This is a genomic window from Geomicrobium halophilum (genome assembly GCF_014207655.1).
GTDB lineage: Bacteria > Bacillota > Bacilli > Bacillales > Marinococcaceae > Geomicrobium > Geomicrobium halophilum.
Map to the genome: position 1 here is coordinate 235,737 of NZ_JACHHJ010000005.1, position 19,204 is coordinate 254,940.

At 43.1% G+C, this 19,204-nt stretch carries 20 protein-coding genes and 12 tRNA genes; 28 read left to right on the plus strand and 4 right to left on the minus strand.

Annotation, left to right across the window (positions count from 1 at the left end; translation table 11 throughout):
- Window positions 1-39: 39 nt before the first annotated feature.
- Window positions 40-627: a cell wall hydrolase gene (locus HNR44_RS17880; RefSeq protein ID WP_184405315.1), complete on the minus strand. Its 588-nt coding sequence runs from the start codon at window positions 625-627 to the stop codon at window positions 40-42.
- A 639-nt stretch (window positions 628-1,266) separates the two neighbouring features.
- Here HNR44_RS17880 and HNR44_RS15850 point away from each other — a divergent pair.
- Together HNR44_RS15850 and HNR44_RS15855 are read left to right on the plus strand one after the other, a co-directional pair.
- Entirely contained in the window at window positions 1,267-1,812 is a 546-nt protein-coding gene (locus HNR44_RS15850; RefSeq protein WP_184405316.1) for a sigma-70 family RNA polymerase sigma factor, read from the plus strand.
- On the plus strand, window positions 1,805-3,049 hold the full coding sequence (locus HNR44_RS15855) for a hypothetical protein (RefSeq protein ID WP_184405317.1): 1,245 nt from the start codon (window positions 1,805-1,807) through the stop codon (window positions 3,047-3,049). The genes HNR44_RS15850 and HNR44_RS15855 overlap by 8 nt, the downstream gene beginning before the upstream one ends.
- Window positions 3,050-3,523: 474 nt before the next feature.
- Here HNR44_RS15855 and HNR44_RS15860 read toward each other — a convergent pair whose 3' ends face one another.
- Complete coding sequence (locus tag HNR44_RS15860) at window positions 3,524-4,423, minus strand: diacylglycerol/lipid kinase family protein (protein ID WP_184405318.1); 900 nt, start codon at window positions 4,421-4,423, stop codon at window positions 3,524-3,526.
- A gap of 73 nt (window positions 4,424-4,496) precedes the next feature.
- Window positions 4,497-5,270 carry a rhomboid family intramembrane serine protease gene (locus HNR44_RS15865; RefSeq protein ID WP_184405319.1) on the minus strand — a complete coding sequence of 258 codons (774 nt, stop codon included), beginning with the start codon at window positions 5,268-5,270 and terminating at the stop codon, window positions 4,497-4,499.
- 92 nt (window positions 5,271-5,362) lie between these two features.
- Between HNR44_RS15865 and acpS the strand changes: the two genes are divergently transcribed.
- The 13 genes from acpS to HNR44_RS15930 all read left to right on the plus strand — a co-directional run bounded on the left by acpS (window position 5,363) and on the right by HNR44_RS15930 (window position 16,669).
- Window positions 5,363-5,725, plus strand: a complete 363-nt coding sequence (gene acpS / locus HNR44_RS15870) for a holo-ACP synthase (RefSeq protein WP_184405320.1) — start codon at window positions 5,363-5,365, stop codon at window positions 5,723-5,725.
- A gap of 574 nt (window positions 5,726-6,299) precedes the next feature.
- The gene (locus HNR44_RS15875) at window positions 6,300-7,325 is read left to right on the plus strand and encodes a LolA family protein (protein ID WP_343069552.1); all 1,026 of its coding nucleotides are present in this window, start codon (window positions 6,300-6,302) and stop codon (window positions 7,323-7,325) included.
- Window positions 7,326-7,496: 171 nt separating this feature from the next.
- Window positions 7,497-8,633, plus strand: coding sequence for an alanine racemase (gene alr, locus HNR44_RS15880; RefSeq protein WP_184405321.1), 1,137 nt, complete (start codon window positions 7,497-7,499; stop codon window positions 8,631-8,633).
- Between the two features lie 163 nt (window positions 8,634-8,796).
- Window positions 8,797-9,075 carry a CopG family ribbon-helix-helix protein gene (locus HNR44_RS15885; RefSeq protein WP_184405322.1) on the plus strand — a complete coding sequence of 93 codons (279 nt, stop codon included), beginning with the start codon at window positions 8,797-8,799 and terminating at the stop codon, window positions 9,073-9,075.
- 223 nt (window positions 9,076-9,298) lie between these two features.
- Window positions 9,299-10,138, plus strand: a complete 840-nt coding sequence (locus HNR44_RS17885) for an STAS domain-containing protein (protein ID WP_184405323.1) — start codon at window positions 9,299-9,301, stop codon at window positions 10,136-10,138.
- Between the two features lie 3 nt (window positions 10,139-10,141).
- Window positions 10,142-10,498: an STAS domain-containing protein gene (locus tag HNR44_RS15895; RefSeq protein ID WP_184405325.1), complete on the plus strand. Its 357-nt coding sequence runs from the start codon at window positions 10,142-10,144 to the stop codon at window positions 10,496-10,498.
- Window positions 10,499-10,500: 2 nt separating this feature from the next.
- The gene (locus HNR44_RS15900) at window positions 10,501-10,902 is read left to right on the plus strand and encodes an anti-sigma regulatory factor (RefSeq protein ID WP_184405368.1); all 402 of its coding nucleotides are present in this window, start codon (window positions 10,501-10,503) and stop codon (window positions 10,900-10,902) included.
- Window positions 10,903-10,916: 14 nt separating this feature from the next.
- Window positions 10,917-11,927, plus strand: a complete 1,011-nt coding sequence (locus HNR44_RS15905; protein ID WP_184405326.1) for a PP2C family protein-serine/threonine phosphatase — start codon at window positions 10,917-10,919, stop codon at window positions 11,925-11,927.
- Window positions 11,928-12,215: 288 nt separating this feature from the next.
- Complete coding sequence (locus tag HNR44_RS15910) at window positions 12,216-12,548, plus strand: STAS domain-containing protein (RefSeq protein ID WP_184405327.1); 333 nt, start codon at window positions 12,216-12,218, stop codon at window positions 12,546-12,548.
- Entirely contained in the window at window positions 12,545-13,030 is a 486-nt protein-coding gene (rsbW, locus tag HNR44_RS15915; protein ID WP_184405329.1) for an anti-sigma B factor RsbW, read from the plus strand. The genes HNR44_RS15910 and rsbW overlap by 4 nt, the downstream gene beginning before the upstream one ends.
- The gene (gene sigB, locus HNR44_RS15920; RefSeq protein WP_184405331.1) at window positions 12,996-13,781 is read left to right on the plus strand and encodes an RNA polymerase sigma factor SigB; all 786 of its coding nucleotides are present in this window, start codon (window positions 12,996-12,998) and stop codon (window positions 13,779-13,781) included. The genes rsbW and sigB overlap by 35 nt, the downstream gene beginning before the upstream one ends.
- Entirely contained in the window at window positions 13,778-14,395 is a 618-nt protein-coding gene (locus HNR44_RS15925) for a SpoIIE family protein phosphatase (RefSeq protein WP_184405332.1), read from the plus strand. Before sigB ends, HNR44_RS15925 begins: the two co-directional genes overlap by 4 nt.
- Window positions 14,396-14,512: 117 nt before the next feature.
- Window positions 14,513-16,669 (plus strand): Tex family protein, encoded by a 2,157-nt coding sequence (locus HNR44_RS15930; RefSeq protein WP_184405369.1) that lies wholly within the window; start codon window positions 14,513-14,515, stop codon window positions 16,667-16,669.
- A gap of 70 nt (window positions 16,670-16,739) precedes the next feature.
- On the opposite strand, the gene cmpA is transcribed toward HNR44_RS15930, so the two are convergent.
- Window positions 16,740-16,865, minus strand: coding sequence for a cortex morphogenetic protein CmpA (cmpA, locus tag HNR44_RS15935; protein WP_184405333.1), 126 nt, complete (start codon window positions 16,863-16,865; stop codon window positions 16,740-16,742).
- Between the two features lie 115 nt (window positions 16,866-16,980).
- On the opposite strand from cmpA, the gene HNR44_RS15940 reads away from it, so the two are divergent.
- From HNR44_RS15940 to HNR44_RS16000, 13 genes are all read left to right on the plus strand, one after another.
- Window positions 16,981-17,445, plus strand: coding sequence for a SprT family protein (locus tag HNR44_RS15940; RefSeq protein ID WP_184405335.1), 465 nt, complete (start codon window positions 16,981-16,983; stop codon window positions 17,443-17,445).
- A 159-nt stretch (window positions 17,446-17,604) separates the two neighbouring features.
- Window positions 17,605-17,679 (plus strand) — tRNA-Asn (locus HNR44_RS15945).
- 2 nt (window positions 17,680-17,681) lie between these two features.
- Window positions 17,682-17,772 (plus strand) — tRNA-Ser (locus HNR44_RS15950).
- Between the two features lie 7 nt (window positions 17,773-17,779).
- A tRNA-Glu gene (locus tag HNR44_RS15955) sits at window positions 17,780-17,854 on the plus strand.
- A gap of 8 nt (window positions 17,855-17,862) precedes the next feature.
- Window positions 17,863-17,938 (plus strand) — tRNA-Val (locus HNR44_RS15960).
- A 173-nt stretch (window positions 17,939-18,111) separates the two neighbouring features.
- Window positions 18,112-18,187 (plus strand) — tRNA-Asp (locus HNR44_RS15965).
- Window positions 18,188-18,198: 11 nt separating this feature from the next.
- Window positions 18,199-18,273, plus strand: a tRNA-Gln gene (locus HNR44_RS15970).
- Between the two features lie 39 nt (window positions 18,274-18,312).
- A tRNA-Leu gene (locus tag HNR44_RS15975) sits at window positions 18,313-18,397 on the plus strand.
- 8 nt (window positions 18,398-18,405) lie between these two features.
- Window positions 18,406-18,493: transfer RNA gene (locus HNR44_RS15980), tRNA-Leu, on the plus strand.
- A gap of 44 nt (window positions 18,494-18,537) precedes the next feature.
- Window positions 18,538-18,614 (plus strand) — tRNA-Arg (locus tag HNR44_RS15985).
- A 68-nt stretch (window positions 18,615-18,682) separates the two neighbouring features.
- A tRNA-Pro gene (locus tag HNR44_RS15990) sits at window positions 18,683-18,759 on the plus strand.
- Window positions 18,760-18,769: 10 nt separating this feature from the next.
- A tRNA-Gly gene (locus HNR44_RS15995) sits at window positions 18,770-18,843 on the plus strand.
- Between the two features lie 10 nt (window positions 18,844-18,853).
- Window positions 18,854-18,930, plus strand: a tRNA-Ile gene (locus HNR44_RS16000).
- Window positions 18,931-19,204 lie beyond the last annotated feature (274 nt).

Sequence of the window (19,204 nt, forward strand, 5' to 3'; positions counted from 1 at the left end):
TATGCATCCTATAAATTATATCTATAAATACCATTCGTTTTAACGTGCAAACACATGATTGCCAATCGTCTTTGTTTCTTCTCTTGTTGCATTCCAATAATTTGTAGCTTTTTCAGGGTTATAGAAGAAAAGGGAGTCCCCAGCTTGTCCTTCATTAGCCAATGCTTCTCGGGCAGCTTGTTTAGATTCCTCGCCGGCCGGTTCATGGATAGATCCATCAAGAACAGGGCTAAATTGATAGGCACCCTCTGGTGTAACTTCGTGAACCACTTCGTAAATGGAATCAGGGAATTGATCATCGGCCACACGGTTAAGGATGACGTGACCAACGGCAATCTTCCCTTCATATGGTTCCCCTTTTGCCTCTGCATGAATGATGCGGGCAAGAAGATCTTCTTCTTCAGCATTTGCAGAAGTTGGAATTTCTAATTCTTCACCTGCTAAAATACTATCGTCCGGCTTTCCATTGAGTTCTTTAATATCCTCTATCGATACTCCATAATCCATACTAATAGACCAAAGAGATTCGCCTTCATTTACTGTATGGGTGCTCGCCCCCGCTTGTGAGATGTTTGTGAATGCAAAAAACATTGCGATCGGCAATACAATAGTCTTTAAACGTTTCATAGATGAATGCTTCCTCCTTTTATGCTTTTTACGAGAGTAAAGGTAACAGGAGCAGGTCAAGATTGCATTAGGAAAAAGAAGCCAGTTGAGTTTCATTAACTTGTTGTTTTTGACATGCTAGTAATGAATGCGCTTTCTTTACAATTTGATTACACGTGTTTCCCCATCTGTGTAAAGCCTATGAACAGGTGGTCAAAAAGTCAGGGATCTTTGACGATAGTGATTCAGTCTCATACTCAGCGGGGTTCGCAAAAAGTCATATGTTTGTCCTCTTTTTTAACATGACTTTAAGAGAATTATAGACATCTTTTCACATGATTCCTTTCTTCCCGTTAGTAATATTTACAGCATTTCATGCTATAATGGCGTCGACTGAGAGTAGGTGAATGTTCATGCAAAATAAAAAAAATAAAATTTGGTTTATAGTTATTGTTTTCATCGTCCTCCTTTATGGTGGGATTTATTGGTATGTTGTTTTATCACAATAGAAAAAGGAGGCCTCCCATTCTTGGGGGCGTTCATTCAACTCTTTATGCTTGTATTGAACAGATGTTAGTAGTGTAAAAAAGTAAGTGAAAAATGATAATACCTTGTAACGCTCAACATAAGGAAAACGACTGTTAGGAGGGGAGGGTATTCGTGTATAGTACGTTTGACCACCTCTACGAGCAATACCATCAATCGATCTACCAATTTATATTCTATATGGTTCGAGACCAACATATAGCCGAAGAGCTCGTACAAGATGTTTATATTAAAGTATTAGGGTCTTATAAAGATTTTGATGGAAAAAGTAATGAAAAGACTTGGCTGTTTTCTATTGCCAAACATGTGGCAATTGATTACATTCGTAGAGAAAACCGGCAAAAGAGAAAATGGTTCGGTATGGTGGTTTCTGATGAGAAAATTGATGCTAAAGATCCCGATCCACTCCCTGAACAGGTGATGCTTGAAAATGAAGAAATACGTGTCGTTTATGAAGCCCTAGGCTCCTGTTCGCTTTCGCATCGGCAAGTGCTTATCCTACGTTTTATCGAATCGTTATCAGTAAAAGAAACAGCCAAGGCTCTTAGTTGGTCGGAAAGTAAGGTGAAAACAACGCAACATCGAGCAATCCAGCAAGTAAAAAAACGTTTAAAAAACCATCATAAATGGAAGGAGGGGGGTCACGAGACGTATGAATGATCCGGAAGACATCGAGCGTAAATTGCAAGCGCTTAATGGCGTCAAGGACAGACGAAGTAAAGATGAAGTGTATCAGAACATCCAACTGAAAATGAACACAAAAAAACAACCGCAACATCGCTTTAGAAAATCAGTGGTATGGGGGCTATCTACGTCTGCTGCTATTGTTTTGACGGTTATCATCGTCTCACAATTCCCCCCTCCAGGTGGGCAGGAACAATTTACCGCTGATGAATCATCAGAAATGGCAGAAGAAGATGATCATGAAGAATATACAGAATCTGAAGATACGGCAATGGAGAAGGATGATTCCATTTCTGCTAAAGATGAAATAGATTTGGAAGAAGCCCCCCCTGAAGAGGAAAATATCCGTCCAGATCCAGAAGTGGAAGAAGAAACAATGGAGGATGGACCAGGGGAGGAGGAGACATCAGATCAAGAAAAGGTAGAAGAAATGGAAGAAGTATATACGGATATTCACTATCGGCAAGCGGTGCAAAACAACGATGATGCTTTCCTAACCCTGCCATTTTTAGCTCCAGATGAGGAAACCATTGTAGCGGTAACGGCTCAACATTCACTTGCAGGTGATACGGATCGTATAGAAGAAATCCTTGATCAAATAAATTCAAGTGATCTAGGGTTAAACGACTCCCCTTTGCAAGCAATAAGGGACGAGGAAAATCAGAGTATAAATGCAGATGATCTGGATCATGAAAAAATTACCCAAAGTTTGAATGAAGCTGCACGTTATGAAACAGAGGAAGATTTGGAAGAAGCCTTCCAATGGGAAGGGGCTGACGCTGAAGCCTCCGCGGGTTATTACTGGCTTGCCGCCAATGAAAATGCTTATCTTGTAACAGGGAAAAGCTTAAATATAGGAAGTGAAAATGAAAAGGATCTTCAAGAAACATTAAAAGAAATGGAACGAGAAGAGGAGGACCGGTACCATTCAGTTGTACCCGAAGGAGTAAGACTGGAATATGTGGATATGATGAGTGAAGGAAGTGTAGCGTTGACGTATTCAGGCCTGGAACAATTGAGTGAAAAAGCGGAATCAGAATGGTTGATGTTTATCGAAGGTGTGTTATTAACGGCTGCTGATTTTGGTTATGATGAAGTTGAATTTGAGGGTGACTTGGGAGAGGTTGAACAAGTCGGACCTTATGAGCTGGATGAAACATTACACCCGCCCCGAGCTCCGAACTTTGTAGGAGAAGTAGGGGACGATCGATAATCAGCCGCTTATTATAAGAGGATGTTCAAAAAGTCCGGGAAAAATAACTTCGTCGACTTGCTTCTGCGCGCCTCACGTTTGAAAACCATATCCTCGAAAAAGAAAACCGCTTTTTTTCATCGTGCGAAGGAACGCTTACGAAGCAGCCAGCTGGCGCTTTGCTCCCCGGAAAAGAAACCCTCCTCTTTTCCTTTGTGAGAAGTGAATGCTTTCGTGGTGCAGCAGAATGCTCGCAACTGCGTCTTCTCGAACTCCTCGGCTCTTTTTGTCCTCCCTTTTTGAACACGCACTATAAAGTAGTTTGTATCGGAAATGATTTGGCGCCGAATCCATTGCACAGAACCCCCGTTGCTTCCACTGAATAACGTTGGTTTCTACGTGGAAGGATCCGCCGAAAAGGACATTGTTGAAAATCTGTGGTAATGGTGTCATTACCGCGGATTTTTTTCTTCTTAGGGAGGGCCTTTTGCTTTTTCACGTCTGTTGAATGGTGGGGACAAGAAACGGAAGGGCTGTGTCCACAGTAATGTTAACAGGAGTGACTCCGGCATCTTCTCCATCTGTATCTATATTTGCAATGGGAGTGGTTTCTAATTGCAGTTCCGATATTTGAGCGTAAAAGAAGTTATCGTTTTCATTATTTTCTGGTTCTTTGATGTTATTTCTTCCGGCTTCTACCCAGGCTTGTAACAAGGGGAGACCTGCATCTTTTACAATATACATATTCAAGCATCCGTCGTTCAGAGGATGTGTCGTTGGTAAGGGAAAAGAGCCAATATGGTTACCGTTCGCAATCAGGATGAGTGCAGCCTCACCTTCGATCACCTGGTCATGATACGTGATTCGATACTGGTAATATTGAGGTTGAAGCGAGGTTTTCAAAGCACTCCAAAAATAACTTAACCTTCCGATTTGCTCCTTTAAAGGCTCGCTAATATGACCGGATGCATCCGCAATCAGGCCAACGGAAAAGAAATTAGCAAAGAAACGGTCATTTGCTTTGGGAATGTCAATGCTTCGACTTTTTCCTTTTAACAGAGCATGCAGAGATTCTACTGGATCGGTAGGGATATTGAGTGTACGTGCAAAATCGTTGCAGGTACCCCCGGGGAGAATACCAATGGTCGGAGAAGCGGGCAGGGTCGCGAGACCGTTGATACTTTCATGTATAGTTCCATCCCCTCCGTAAATAAAGATATGATCAAAGGATGAATCACAATTTTTACAGATTTCCTCCGCATCCCCTTCTTGTTTGGTAGGAGCGAGGGTGACTGAGAAGCCCCCCGCTTCTAAAATTGATCGTAATTCATTCATAGAGTCGTTTTGTTTTGCTAATCCTGCTTGCCCATTGTAAATGAGGAGTGCCTCTTTCAATCGTATCATCTCCTTGTAAAATGAGGATGCAAAAAGATTAAGGTCTCTTTCCTCTGGATTTTATGAACTTCTGTTAAAAAAAGTTTGATACAATTCCAGCAACAACAAGAATAATAAAAAGGATGCCTAGGATATTTGCTACAAGAGAGCCGTTCATGCGTGGGCCTCTTCTTTTCCAACGAGTAGGATTAAAGTTTGGAGAAGAATCACCCCGCGGTGGAGGTGTACGTACATAAGGGATATAAGGCCTCGCTTTAGTTAAAAACAGTGGAGCAATCGCTGCACCTGATAAAGCGCCGATCAGGTGAGCCAGTGTATTAATGTTTGGCATTAAGAAAGTCATGATTAAACCGATAACAAGAATGATTTTTACGATCTGTCTGCTCATGGGATCAATAAGATGTTGTTTAAAATATATCATGTAAAGATACATACCAAGCAGGCCGTAAATGGCGCCTGATGCACCTACATGTCTGTACTCAGGATCATTCAAAATGAAAGTGGCAATGTTTGCAATCACACCTGTAAGGAAATAAAAGGTGATAAACTTACTCTTGCCGAGCATCTGTTCAAGCGCGGGGCCGAATAGAAAAAGGGCAAAGGAATTAAAAAGCACATGAGATATATCTGCATGTAATAGAATCGGTGTAATCAGCCGCCACCAATCACCTTCCGCAATGCCTTGATTCCATCCTACGAAGAGGGACTCAATAAGGAGGCCGGGAAAAAAGATGCCAAAACGGCCCAGGGTGACTAGCAAAAACAAGACGAGATGGATGCTGATGAGAATGGTTACCACAGGATAATTACGCGTAAAAGAATAAAACGTTTCGTTGCGGATGAACATGAGACCACTCCTTCGAAGATCAAGCACGTTATTATTTTACCATATCAAGAAGTTAACCATCGAATGTGGAGTTACAGGAGGAAAGATCAATTATGATTGTAGGGACGGGGATCGACATCGTTGAATTTCAAAGAATCGAAAAGGTAATCGAGAGACAACCGCGCTTTATTTCACGGATTTTAACGAGTCGAGAACAGGAAATAATGTCCACATTATCAAAACAAAGGCAGCTGGAATATGTCAGCGGAAGATTCGCGATAAAGGAAGCGTTCGCGAAGGCCTATGGCAGCGGGATTGGGAGCAAATTGAATTGGAAAGACGTAGAGGTGTTGCAACAACCCAGTGGTGCTCCAATGGTCGTTTGCGCTAAGATCGATGATTCTATTCATATTCACGTGTCCATTTCCCATTCCAATTCTCATGGAATCGGACAAGTCATTCTTGAAAGACGATAGGTTTTTCTTTCCTCTCTTTCAGACAAGCGGGAATAAGTCTCCAGGTTGTCTCATAGGATGTATTGCGGTTAGGAGGGGCCTGACATGTCTGTGAAAGGGTATAGAAGCAGCGGAGTGGGCTGCTTCACATAATTGAATGTCTTGGATTGCGGGGTGCTGTCATGACGGAAAAAGCGGGCTGATCAATATAAACAATGGTTGTGGATGAGCCATACGTATAAATACGTGTTCAAAAAGGGCCGGGTCGTTCGAGAGCAGTCTTCAGTCATCGGACGTATTGTTTCATAACGTCTCGCACGAAAAAAATGATCTTCTTTTTCGAGGGAGGTTTCCCGGACTTTTTGAATGTTCTTTATTAGTTATCTGCTCGCAACCATTATGGCAAGACGGTAGTCGTGTTCCTTTTTAATGCCAATCATCATGATGAGAAACGTTCTAAGAATGAAAGTCTGGAAACGATGTCACCCACTAAGAGGATTCATCCCTTTTACAGGCATTTCAATCAATCTTTCAACAGTTGCTTAAAAAGGTGCCCTCCTTTGTCGTTACATCTGAGACAAAGGAGAGATAAGCGGTGAAAAAAACAAAGTGGCTATCTTTGGTTGCTATGGTTTTGGTCGTCATGCTGACGGCTTGTGGCGAAAAATCCCAAGAAGAAGTCGTAGAGGAGCTAGAGGAGACGTTACAGACAATGAGCGGCTATCAGACACAAGCTACGATGACAATGCAAACAGGGGAAGAACCGCGTGAATATGATGTGAGTATTGATCACATGCAAAACGAGGAAAATCAATACTATCGTGTAGAGTTGCACAATGAAGATGAAGAACAAAACCAAATGATTCTTCGAAATGACGAAGGAGTATTTTTACTCACTCCAGCATTAAATAAAAGTTTTCGTTTTCAAAGCGATTGGCCAAATAATAATAGCCAAATGTACTTGTATGAGTCATTAGTCTCTGATATTTTAACGGATTCAGATCGGACATTTGCCGTCGAAGAGAATCAATATGTCTTTGAAACGAACACCAACTACCAAAATCAAAACCTTCACCAACAGGAAATTGTGCTCAATAGCGACGACCTTTCCCCGCATTCAGTGCGAGTGTTCGATGAAAATTATAATGCACTCGTGGAAGTTGTTTTCCATTCGTTTGAATTAGACGAGACATTGGATAGAAATGAATTTGACATGGATGCGAATATGGAGGATATGGATGAGCCGGCAGCTGTTGAAGAAGAGGAAGAAGATATCCCCATAGATGTGTTTATGCCTTCGTATGAACCTGCAAATACGGAATTATCAGATACCGAAGAGGTAGAGGTAGATGAAGGAGGAAGAGTCATTCTCACATATGAGGGTGAACGGCCGTTTACGATTATCCAGCAGCCCGCCAGTGTTTCTGCCTCAGCGGGGGCCACACCCACCGATTTAGGACCCGGAGAGCCCGTCCATCTCGGTGATGTAGTAGGAGTAAGGTCAAATAACACGATCACGTGGACGAACGATGGGGTTGAATTTATCCTTGCTTCAGAAGAGTTAGCCCCTGAAGAAATGGTTGAGGTAGCTGCATCCATGACCTCTACGTCAACAAAATAAGAGCAGCAACACGGACTCAGATCTTTTCTGGGTCCTTATTTTTGAACATCCTCTTTGAAGGAAAATCCACGTATGCATGCACAAAAAGTGCGTACTCCCTCAACAGTTGACACGCATATGATTTCGTCCAATAATAAAACAATAAAATATGAGCAATAAGGAGAATGAAGTGTGGAGCCTCACAGAAATGATTACCGAGACACTTGGGTCGAGGTTGACTTAGAAGCGATTGCAAATAATATAAAAGCGGTAAAAACACTTCAGGGGAAAGATGTAACCGTGATGGCCGTCGTTAAAGCGGATGGTTATGGGCACGGGAGTGTTGAGGTCGCTCAAAAAGCGATTGAGGCGGGCGCTGAATTTTTAGGGGTTGCGCTTTTAGAAGAAGCGGTTGAATTGAGAGATGCGGGAATCCAGGAGACTCCTATTCTCGTCCTTGGGCGAGTGAATCCTCAAGATGCACGAATAGCCCAGCAATATAATATTTCTGTCACCGTGTTTCAAATCGAGTGGGTCTTGGAGGCGAAAAAGCACATCGCCTGTGACGAGCGCTTGGATATTCATATTAAATGTGATACAGGGATGGGGAGAATTGGCCTAACGGAAGAACATACGCTTCTAGAATTGTTAACGATCATTCGCTCTGAAAACGCTTTGAATCTTATGGGGATTTACACGCATCTCGCCACGGCTGATGAGTGGGAGACTGAGTACCTGGATAAACAATTAGAATATTTTCAGGCCTTTGTCGACCTGGCAAAGAAGACCACAGGTTCGATTCCTTATATTCATTATAGCAACAGCGCTGCAAGTTTAAGATATCCGGGGCACAACTATAATATGATTCGTTTTGGCATCTCCATGTACGGTCTTGTCCCCGCCATTGATACGGCCCCGGATATCCCTGTTTCCCTAGAGCCGGCCCTTTCATTACACAGTCGTTTGGTTCATGTGAAAAAGGTGAAGCCTTCGACATCCATTAGTTATGGTGCAACTTACCAGGCAAGCCAAGAAGAATGGATCGGGACTGTACCGATCGGTTATGGAGATGGCTGGTTAAGAAAAAACGCGGAGAATCGCGGTGAAGTGCTGGTTGCCGGGGAAAGGTGTCCAATGGTAGGAAGGATATGTATGGATCAAATGATGATCAAGCTTCCAAGGGAGGTGCCGATCGGGACAAAAGTAACGCTTATCGGCAGCCAGGGCCACCAAGAAATTAAGGTAGAAGAAGTCGCGGAACGCCTATCCACCATCACTTACGAAGTTCCATGTACATTAAATAGCAGGATCCCCCGATTTTATCAATAAATTCATCACTTTATGCACCCTCATAGGAAAGGGTGTTGCCATTTATGTCGAATGGAAGAAGTATGAGTAAAAATCTGCTTTTGCAAATTGAACATCTGAATGCTATTATTATGTACAGAGTCGTTAAGGACGTGGTAAAAGGTATGTGCAGGAGGTGTCTTTCTTGTCTCAGGAAAGCAGCAGGCAAATTAGGATTAACCTTCCTAATCATTTATTACAAGAGGTGGACTGGATGACTCAACGTGATGGGGTGAACCGCAACGATTTTATCCACCAGGCGGCTAAGAATTATTTGCATGAACGCAAGCACATTGTACGGGAATCCATGCAACAGGGGTATCTAGAAATGGCAAGCATCAATTTGAATATTGCTGCTGAGTCATTTGAGTTGGAAGAAGAAGCAGATTCATGGCTGGATTACAGGCTTATAAATGGTGTTTAACTTTTTGTCTTCATTTTATTTCTTTCTTCAAAAAGAAGCGCCTGGTCACTAGAAGTTGCCTAGATCAAATTTGATCGGCAACTTTTCGTTTTGTTCGCTGTGTTCTTGATCCCTTCCCTTTATTAATGTGGATAAGATATATTTGGCACTTCACATTGATTGCGCTCAGGCTTAATAAATGAAATAATAAAAGTATATATAGGCGTTTATAGGGGGGAGCAGTATGCATTCTTCGGTTGTAGATTTCATCTATCAAAACAAAGATATTTATATCAAGAAATGGCGGAGTACGCTCGATGAACTAGACCTAAACATCTATCATTCCAGTATTTCAAATGAAATAATCGAAGAAACAAAAGCAGAATTCATCGATTTAGTCTTTGGTACGTTATATACCGGAGAAGGAGAAGTGGCAGCCCGATTTAGACGTTTTGCAGATCGCTTAATTTATTATCACATTCCATTAAGTGAGTTTATTCGTAGTTTGCAATTGCTCCGTCGAGTGATTATGCATGATTTGGAAGAGCAGTCTACGAAAGAGCAATATGACCGGTATAATGTAGATTTGGAAGACTGGTTAGATGAAAATATTAATAAACTAGTGGATGAGTTCTCGAACGCTAGAGAGAACACAGTGAATTTGCAGAATACCGCTCTTAAGGAACTTTCTGCCCCCCTTATTCCCGTGTTCGATAAAATATGCGTTATGCCTTTAGTCGGCACGGTTGATACAGAACGAGCAAAACAAATTATGGAGAGTTTGCTAGATGGTATTATTCAGCACCGTGCTCAGGTAGTTTTGATAGATATCACGGGAGTGCCTGTCGTAGATACAATGGTCGCCCACCATATTATTAAAGCTTCCCAAGCAGTGCAGCTCGTAGGGGCGGAATGTATACTTGTAGGTATTCGGCCTGAAATCGCCCAAACGATCGTTAATTTGGGCATTGATTTGAGTAAAATCATTACGAAAAGTACGCTTCAAAAGGGCGTATACACTGCATTGCAAATGACTCGGCGTGAAATCATTACACTGGATGAACAACGTTCAACGGAGGTATAAGATATGAGAATACCTATATTAAAACTGGGAAATTATCTACTCATTTCCATCCAGGTGGAGTTAGACGATCAAACAGCTCTTCTATTCCAGGAAGATCTTTTAAATAAAATTCACCAAGAAGGCTCCCAGGGAATCGTTATCGACCTCACATCCGTTGATATGATTGATTCTTATATCGCGAAAGTAATTGGGGACGTTGTGGAAATGTCCAACTTGATGGGGGCGAAAGTCGTATTGACGGGGATCCAGCCAGCTGTAGCGATTACGTTAGTGGAAATGGGCGTTTCTCTCAACGGCGTCCAAACCGCTTTAGATTTAGAGCAAGGGCTTGAGAAATTGCAACAGGAATTGGAGGGTTGATGATGACCACTCAATCCTCTGTTGAAATCGGTACAGAATGGGGAATTGTCTCGGCGCGTCAAGCGGGTCGAGAACTTTCCAAGGGGCTAGGCTTTTCCAGTGTTGATCAAGCGAGAATTACGACGGCAATCTCTGAACTAGCAAGGAACATTTACTTATATACAAAAAACGGCGTCATCGGTTTGGAAGTTGTAAATGATGGTCACCGACAGGGAATTATAATTACTGCTCGTGATCAAGGGCCTGGGATCGAAAACTTGAGAGATGTGATGGTGGACGGTTATTCGACCTCGGGCGGTTTGGGGGCCGGTCTTCCAGGTGTGAAACGATTAATGGATGAGTTTGATATTCAATCTAATCCTGGTGAAGGTACCCTGATAACGACAACGAAATGGCTGCGGTAGAGAGGTGTTCATGAATGACTACGTATGAAGGATTACGGGATAGCTACAAACAAATCCTGTATAACTTTTTGCATCATAAGAATGAACAGAGTTTATATGAAGCCCAACAATTTAGTAAAAGAGTCATCGAAGAACAAATTTCTCCTGAAGAAATTGTAAGCATTCACCTTGAAGTTATAGAAGACTTATACCCGAATTTGTCTTCGGAAACACGTAAATCTTTTGAGATTTTATTAGAGGTAATGATCGGTTATGGAATGGCTTATCGTGAACACCAGATCTTGAAAAATAAACAACTGGAGCTTGAATCAGAGATCGATGTAGCTGCGAACATGCAGCATACCTTTTTGCCTAAAGAAATACCGCAGCTAGCTGATGCAGATATAGGGGTTATTAGTGTACCAGCTTCAAAGATGAGCGGCGATTATTATAATATTGTAAAAGATGGAAATGAATATATCGCCATCGCATTGGCAGATATCATTGGAAAAGGCGTCCCTGCAGCTCTTTGCATGTCGATGATCAAGTACGCCATGGATAGCCTCCCGGAACAACTGCTGCAACCTGGACAATTATTGGCTAGTTTGAACCGTACAGTAGAGCAAAACATTGCAGCGAATATGTTTGTGACGATGATGTATGCTTCGTATGATCCGGCCACACATATATTCTCGTATTCAGGTGCCGGGCATGAACCCGGTTTTTATTATGACGCAAGTGAAGACCGTTTCAATGAATTGTACGCAAAAGGGCTCGCTCTTGGGATTTCACGGGACACTCAATATCGGGAATATCAGCAGTCGCTTTCGGTAGGTGACTTTGTTGTTTTGTTCTCTGATGGTGTGACTGAATGCAGAAATGGGGATCGTTTTTTGGAACGGGGGGAATTAGCTGAATTAATTCGGAAATATCAAGATAAAACAGCTCAAGAAATCGTGGACAATGTTTATAGGGAATTAGAGAATTGGCAGGACTTTCAACTTCATGATGATTTTACGCTCTTGTTGTTAAGACGAGAGGTTTAGAAAGTAAATATAAGGGGTAATCAAAAATAGGCGGCCGTTGGCCGTTTTATTTTTCATCCGTGATTCGAAAAGGCAGCCATATCAATTCTGATTTGATTTTCAAAGTATCTGGTCTGGATCATAAAGCCGGTGTTGGCTGGATGTTCAGAACATAACAGTAGATCATTTAGCACAGGTAGTGTTCTAGACCTTTTCAACGTCCTCTATAAATTTCGATTTTTATTATTGAATGGTCTGCAGCTTAAGAGGAAACCATTAAAGAAAGGCAAACTCAAGGGGGATCATTGTATGAACTTAGATCTGCAAACAAAGGCTTTATCAGTAGGAACAAGGTTGTACGTTGGCGGAGAGATCGACGCGTATACAGCTCCGCAACTAAAGGAAGCATTAATGCCGTTAGTGGAAAAACAAGAGGCATATGTTATTGTAGACTTAGAGGAAGTCAATTATATTGACAGTACAGGTCTGGGTATTTTCGTTGGCGCCCTCAAGGCGGCGGACCAGCATAACAGTACGATGCGTCTCGTTTCCCTTAACGATCGCGTAAAACGTCTCTTTTCGATCACCGGTCTTGATGAAGTGATTGACATTGCCGAAAAAAGAGAGGAGACGAACCAATGACTGAGCTTCAGGATTGCATTGAAATGACGGTGCCTGCTAAGCCCGAATACGTAGGGATTGTGAGACTGACGGTTTCTGGGATTGCCAACCGGGTGGGCTATACCTATGATGATATCGAAGATATTAAAGTAGCCATGGCTGAAGCATGTACAAATGTCGTGGAACATGCTTATCAAGATGAAGGATCTATTTCTATTCGATTTAGTGTTTATCAAGAGTATGTGGAATTTAAAATTGCGGACTGTGGACAAGAAGCAAATGTAAACGCCCTTAAAAAATATAGGGGGCCCATCCAACCTGATGAATCGATTCAAGACCTTAAAGAAGGAGGATTAGGCCTCTTCCTTATCGAAACATTAATGGACGACGTCGAGATTAAGCAAGAAAAAGGCGTAGCCATTTTAATGAAGAAGTATTTACAAAAGGACGGGGTGGCACATGGGAGCGATGGATTCAAAGCAACAATCAACGAAAATCGATGAAGAGCAGATCTACCAATGGATTCGAGAATTTCAAGAATACCAGACAGAGGATACTCAGACGAAGCTGGTTATGCACTTTGATTCACTTGTGCGGTCACTCGCCCGTAAATTTTCCCGCGGCCAGGGTCACGACGATGACCTATATCAGGTCGGGATGATCGGCTTGCTCGCTGCTTTACGTCGTTATGATCCCAGTTATAATCGATCGTTTGAATCTTTTGCTGTTCCCACGATTGTCGGGGAAATTAAACGTTTTATCCGAGATAAAACGTGGAGCGTGCATGTTCCACGGCGTATTAAAGAGTTAGGTCCAAGGATCAAGAAGGCAGTAGAAGAGTTGACCACAGAATTGCAACGCTCTCCCCAAGTGCATGAGATTGCCCATTATTTAGAGGTAAGTGAAGAAGAAGTTTTGGAAACTATGGAGATGGGCAAAAGTTATCAAGCGCTTTCCGTAGATGGAGCCATAGAAGCGGATAGCGAAGGAAGTGTCGTCACCTTATTAGATCTCGTCGGTTCAACGGAGGAAGGGTTCGAGCAAACCGATCAGCAATTGCTGCTGGAAAAAGCATTTGCGGTGCTCACTGATCGCGAAAAAGAGATCTTACGGTGTACGTATTTCGAACATTTAAGCCAAAAAGAGACTGGAGAGTATCTCGACATTTCGCAAATGCACGTCTCTCGATTACAGCGTCGTGCCTTGCAAAAGTTACGTGAATCGATTCGGGTTGAGCCATCGGAGTGTTTATGATGATGAATATCATCGAAGAACAATATTTGAAGGTAAGAACAGCTGCTTATCAAAAAGAAAAACAAGGGTGCACAGTCTGTGGAGATGCCTATTATATGGTAGAAACCGATGATTATTTTTTGCTTGCACTCGCAGATGGGCTGGGGAGTGGAGAAATGGCCAAACGCTCTTCCCGGGCGGCTATGCATACCATCGAACATCTTAACGAAAGTGCAGCCATTGAGGAAGTCTTTTCTGCATGTAACCAAGCGCTTTTCAACGAGCGCGGAGTAGTCATGACACTCTTAAAAATCGATTACCGAACGAGAAAAATATTTTATGGAAACGTGGGAAATGTAGAATGCTATTTAAACATCGATAATGAGAGATGTTATCATCCTATTACTTCGTACGGGTTTATATCTGGCCGCCGCGTCTCTCCAAAAGTGGATCATTACCATTTTGATTCAGAAATGTCGTTTGTTTTATATACCGATGGCGCTCGATGCCAAGGCATGAAAGAAAACTTTGTGAGGCATGCCCATTCTCCGAAGGTATTTTTAGAAAAGATGGTCGAAAATGATACATCTGGCAAGGATGACTACACAATCATTACAGGGCACATTAATAAATAGTGGGGATCGGTAACCGTTTTGTCCACAATGACATAACGGTTTTTATTATTGCCACAACTGAACGGAAGCGTTGTTTATGATAGAGTGAGAGTAGAAGAGGAGGTCACATCTTTGGAAATGGAAAAGACAATTGAACAGATTGCACAGAAAATATTAGCAAAAAAGCAACATGTAAAAGCGATGATCGATTTACATGAAGAAGGTAATACGATTCCCTTTATTGCCCGTTACCGAAAAGAGCAAACGGGCAATGCAGATGAATTGAAAATTCGTGAAGCGTTGGATCAGTGGCAGTATGCCAATCAGCTTTATAATCGGCAGCAAGAAATCCTTCGTTTAATTGAGGAACAAGGAAAATTAACGGATGCTCTTGCCAATGACATTCAGTCAGCGACGAAGCTCCAGGAGCTGGAGGATCTTTATCGCCCTTATAGAAAAAAGAAACGAACGAGAGCTACGATTGCAAAAGAAAAAGGATTAGAACCGTTTGCAGAGCGGCTTTTTCAATTACCGAAAGAGGTAGATGTGGATAGGGAAGCAGATGCTTACATAGATGAAGAAAATGATATCAATAACCGCGAAGAGGTGCTAAAAGGTGCTCGGGATATCATTGCAGAATGGGTTGCGGATGACCCGGCAGTGCGGCAGCGGGCCCGCTCTTTAACTTATCATAATGGCCAGCTGCAAACGACGCGAAAAAAAGATGCCGAAGATGATACGGGTACATACGAAATGTACTATGAGTACGAAGAGGGGATTCGTCATGTCCCTGAACATAGAATTTTAGCGGCAAATCGAGGAGAAAAGGAAAAGGTTTTAAAAGTACAGATCACCGCTGATGTCCCCTTTTTAACCAATAAAATTGAGAATATGATCATTAAACGATTTGGTTCTCCAGCTGTATCAATCGTGCAAACAGCGATCGAAGATAGCTATAAACGATTAATTGCCCCGGCTGTTGAACGAGAGATTCGCAATGAGCTGACGGAGAAAGCGGAAGTCCAAGCGATTCAAGTATTTTCGGACAACTTGAGACAGTTATTATTACAACCGCCTTTTCTCGGAAAAATGGTTTTGGGCATTGATCCAGCGTATCGCACAGGTTGCAAATGGGCGGTGATCGACGAGACAGGCAAGATGCTGGAAACTGGAGTATTTTACCCTACACCTCCGCGCAACGAGAAAAAACAAGCGGCTCAAGTGCTCCAGGAACTAATAGAAAAATACGGAACACATGTAATCGCGATCGGTAATGGCACGGCTTCCCAGGAAACCGAAATATTCATCTCTGAGTTTCTGGCTGAAGCGGGTGGAGATGCAGCTTACTTAATCATTAACGAAGCAGGGGCGAGTGTGTATTCTGCATCCGAAGTGGCGCGCAGCGAGTTCCCTTATTTAGAAGTGGAGGAGCGAAGCGCTGTATCGATTGCAAGAAGGCTTCAGGACCCGCTTTCAGAGCTTGTGAAAATTGATCCCCAGTCCATTGGTGTTGGGCAGTATCAACATGATGTCAGTTCAGGAAAGTTAAGCGATTCACTTGATTTTGTCGTTGAGACGGCCGTGAATCAAGTTGGGGTAGATGTCAATACAGCCTCAACCAGTCTCCTTCAACATATTGCAGGGCTGAACAAGACGGTTGCGACCCAGATCGTAAAATATCGGGAAGAGAACGGAAAATATAAGACGAGAAAACAACTGACAGCTGTTCCGCGGTTAGGGAACAAAACGTATCAGCAAGCAGCGGGGTTTCTTCGCATTGTAGACGGAGAGGAACCGTTAGATAGAACTCCGATTCATCCGGAAAGCTATGCAGTTACCCAGGAATTGCTGCAGGATTTAAACCTTCAGGGCCAAGATATCGGTACTGGGTCTATTCAAGAAAAAGTGGAACAGCTGGATATAGCCGAGGCAAGTCAGCGGTTAAATGTTGGGCAAATGACATTAGAAGATATCGTTGAAGCACTTGCTCGTCCCCATCGTGACCCCCGTGAAAATTTGCCAGCACCTATGCTGAAAACCGGGGTTATGTCTATGGAAGATCTTGAAAAAGGGATGGAGCTAAAGGGCACCGTACGAAATGTCATTGATTTCGGAGCATTCGTGGACATTGGTGTCAAAGAGGATGGACTTGTCCATATTTCAAAACTTGCCCATCGGTTTATTAAGCACCCACAAGAGATTGTCGCCGTGGGAGATATCGTCACCGTGTGGATTGAGGACGTTGATACGCAAAAGGGAAGAATCTCACTAACGATGAAAAAACCAAAACAATAAATGAAAGCCTGCGTGCATTTAGGCGCAGGCTTTTTCCATTTGCAAAGACAAAGATACGGAAATGTTGTTATCATTGAAGGAGGTCAGAGGCATTCTTTTTCAAGTAGGTGTACCAACATTTATTGAGCATGACGATTTCATAGTGATTTTTTTCAAAATAGGCTTTTTCCAATTGTTTTCTAAGCCAATAAGGCATTTTCAGATCCCTCCTTGTGAGCGAGATCTTCAAGGACAAAAGCTCTAATCCATTATATGTAACAGTGGTTGTCAACGTTGAGGATTATTTTCACATTTATGAAAGGGCGATCAAAGTGAACGACGAGAAACGCTTACAACAATTGGCGGAAACATTATCAGAACGGTTTTTTCAGAAGAAATTCCGCCATCAAATTTCCTATAACTCAAGGTTAAGAACCACTGGTGGACGCTACTTGCTTGCAAGTCATAACATTGAAATTAATCCCAAACATGAAGTGCATTTTGGCCAAAAGGAGCTGGAAGCTATTATTAAGCATGAGTTATGTCATTATCACTTGCATCTGGAGGGGCGGGGGTATCAACATAAAGACCGGGACTTTAAACGATTATTGAAAGAAGTCGGCGGCTCGAGGCATTGTCAGTCTATCCCGGGAATGAAAAAATCTTTACCCATTAAATATTATTATACCTGTGAAGGCTGCCAAACCGTCTATCCAAGAAAGCGTGTGATCGATACAAAGAAGTATGTATGTGGGGGTTGTCGAGGGAGATTAAAAAAAATAGAAAAAAGTCGTTGACGGCAAAACAAACCCTGTGATACATTATAAAAGTCGCTGAAAGGCAATCGGCGAAAAACGACTAGGTTTTGAAGAGCTAAAAAAACTTACAAAAATCTGGTTGACAAGCGAATTTACATCATGTACCATATTATGTGGCTTTGATAGAAAAATACTTATTCCACAGTAGCTCAGTGGTAGAGCAATCGGCTGTTAACCGATAGGTCGCTGGTTCGAATCCTGCCTGTGGAGCCAGTGGAGAAGTACTCAAGTGGCTGAAGAGGCGCCCCTGCTAAGGGTGTAGGTCGCGCAAGCGACGCGAGGGTTCAAATCCCTCCTTCTCCGCCATTAAAATGGCCCGTTGGTCAAGGGGTTAAGACACCGCCCTTTCACGGCGGTAACGCGGGTTCGAATCCCGCACGGGTCACCATTTATCCCGGAGGGTTAGCTCAGTTGGGAGAGCATCTGCCTTACAAGCAGGGGGTCGGCGGTTCGAGCCCGTCACCCTCCACCATGCCAAAGGCGAATGCAGCTGACGAAGAGATTCGCCGCCATTACATCGATTTTCTAAAAGAAGCAAGAAGGTCGAGGAAGCAAATGAGTGAGAGAGTGAGCGTACAACCCGTACGCGATTCGAATGAGCGAATGTAGCTGACGAAGAGATTCGCCGCTTATTTTAGAAAATAGGGGCCTGTGGTGTAGCGGTTAACATGCCTGCCTGTCACGCAGGAGATCGCGGGTTCGATTCCCGTCAGGCCCGCCATTTTTATCGATTGGGCCATAGCCAAGCGGTAAGGCATCAGGTTTTGATCCTGAGATGCGCTGGTTCGAATCCAGCTGGCCCAGCCACATAAGGTCGCTGTCGGCCGAGGTAGAACATTTTAATAAGCGGGTGTGGCGGAATTGGCAGACGCGCTAGATTTAGGATCTAGTGTCTTATGACGTGTGGGTTCAAGTCCCACCGCCCGCACCATCTTACTTGCGGTCGTGGCGGAATGGCAGACGCGCTAGGTTGAGGGCCTAGTGGGAGTTAAATCCCGTGGTGGTTCAAGTCCACTCGACCGCACCATATTAACAAAGAGAGAGCTATGACCCTGAAGCTAACATTCAAGGGCGCCCGTAGCTCAATTGGATAGAGCGTCTGACTACGGATCAGAAGGTTAGGAGTTCGAGTCTTCTCGGGCGCGCCATTAACATTTATATATTTGAAAAGCTTTATTTTTTTGCAATTATACATAAATGATAGAATGGTTTGATCCGGGAAGTAGCTCAGTTTGGCAGAGCACTTGGTTTGGGACCAAGGGGTCGCAGGTTCAAATCCTGTCTTCCCGACCATCAATAACATGCGGGTGTAGTTTAATGGTAAAACTTCAGCCTTCCAAGCTGATAACGTGGGTTCGATTCCCATCACCCGCTCCATAGTATAAATGGGCCTGTAGCTCAGTTGGTCAGAGCGCACGCCTGATAAGCGTGAGGTCGGTGGTTCGAGTCCGCCCAGGCCCACCATCTAAAAATCATTTAAAAAATGGTTGACGGTGAATAGACAGCGTGTTATCTTAGTATTCGCGTCGTTGAGGACAGGAAAAACCGATAAACTAAACAAAATTATTTATTTAAATTTCCTGTTGACGCAAGAGAGATAACCTGATATATTGTAAAGGTCGCTTTTTGAGCGGCGCTATCAACAATTGCCCTTTGAAAACTGAATGAAAGCAAAGCGAAGCAAGAAAGAAGCCAGCGCGAGCACACCCCCGTGTGCGAGCGGAACCATTATGATGGA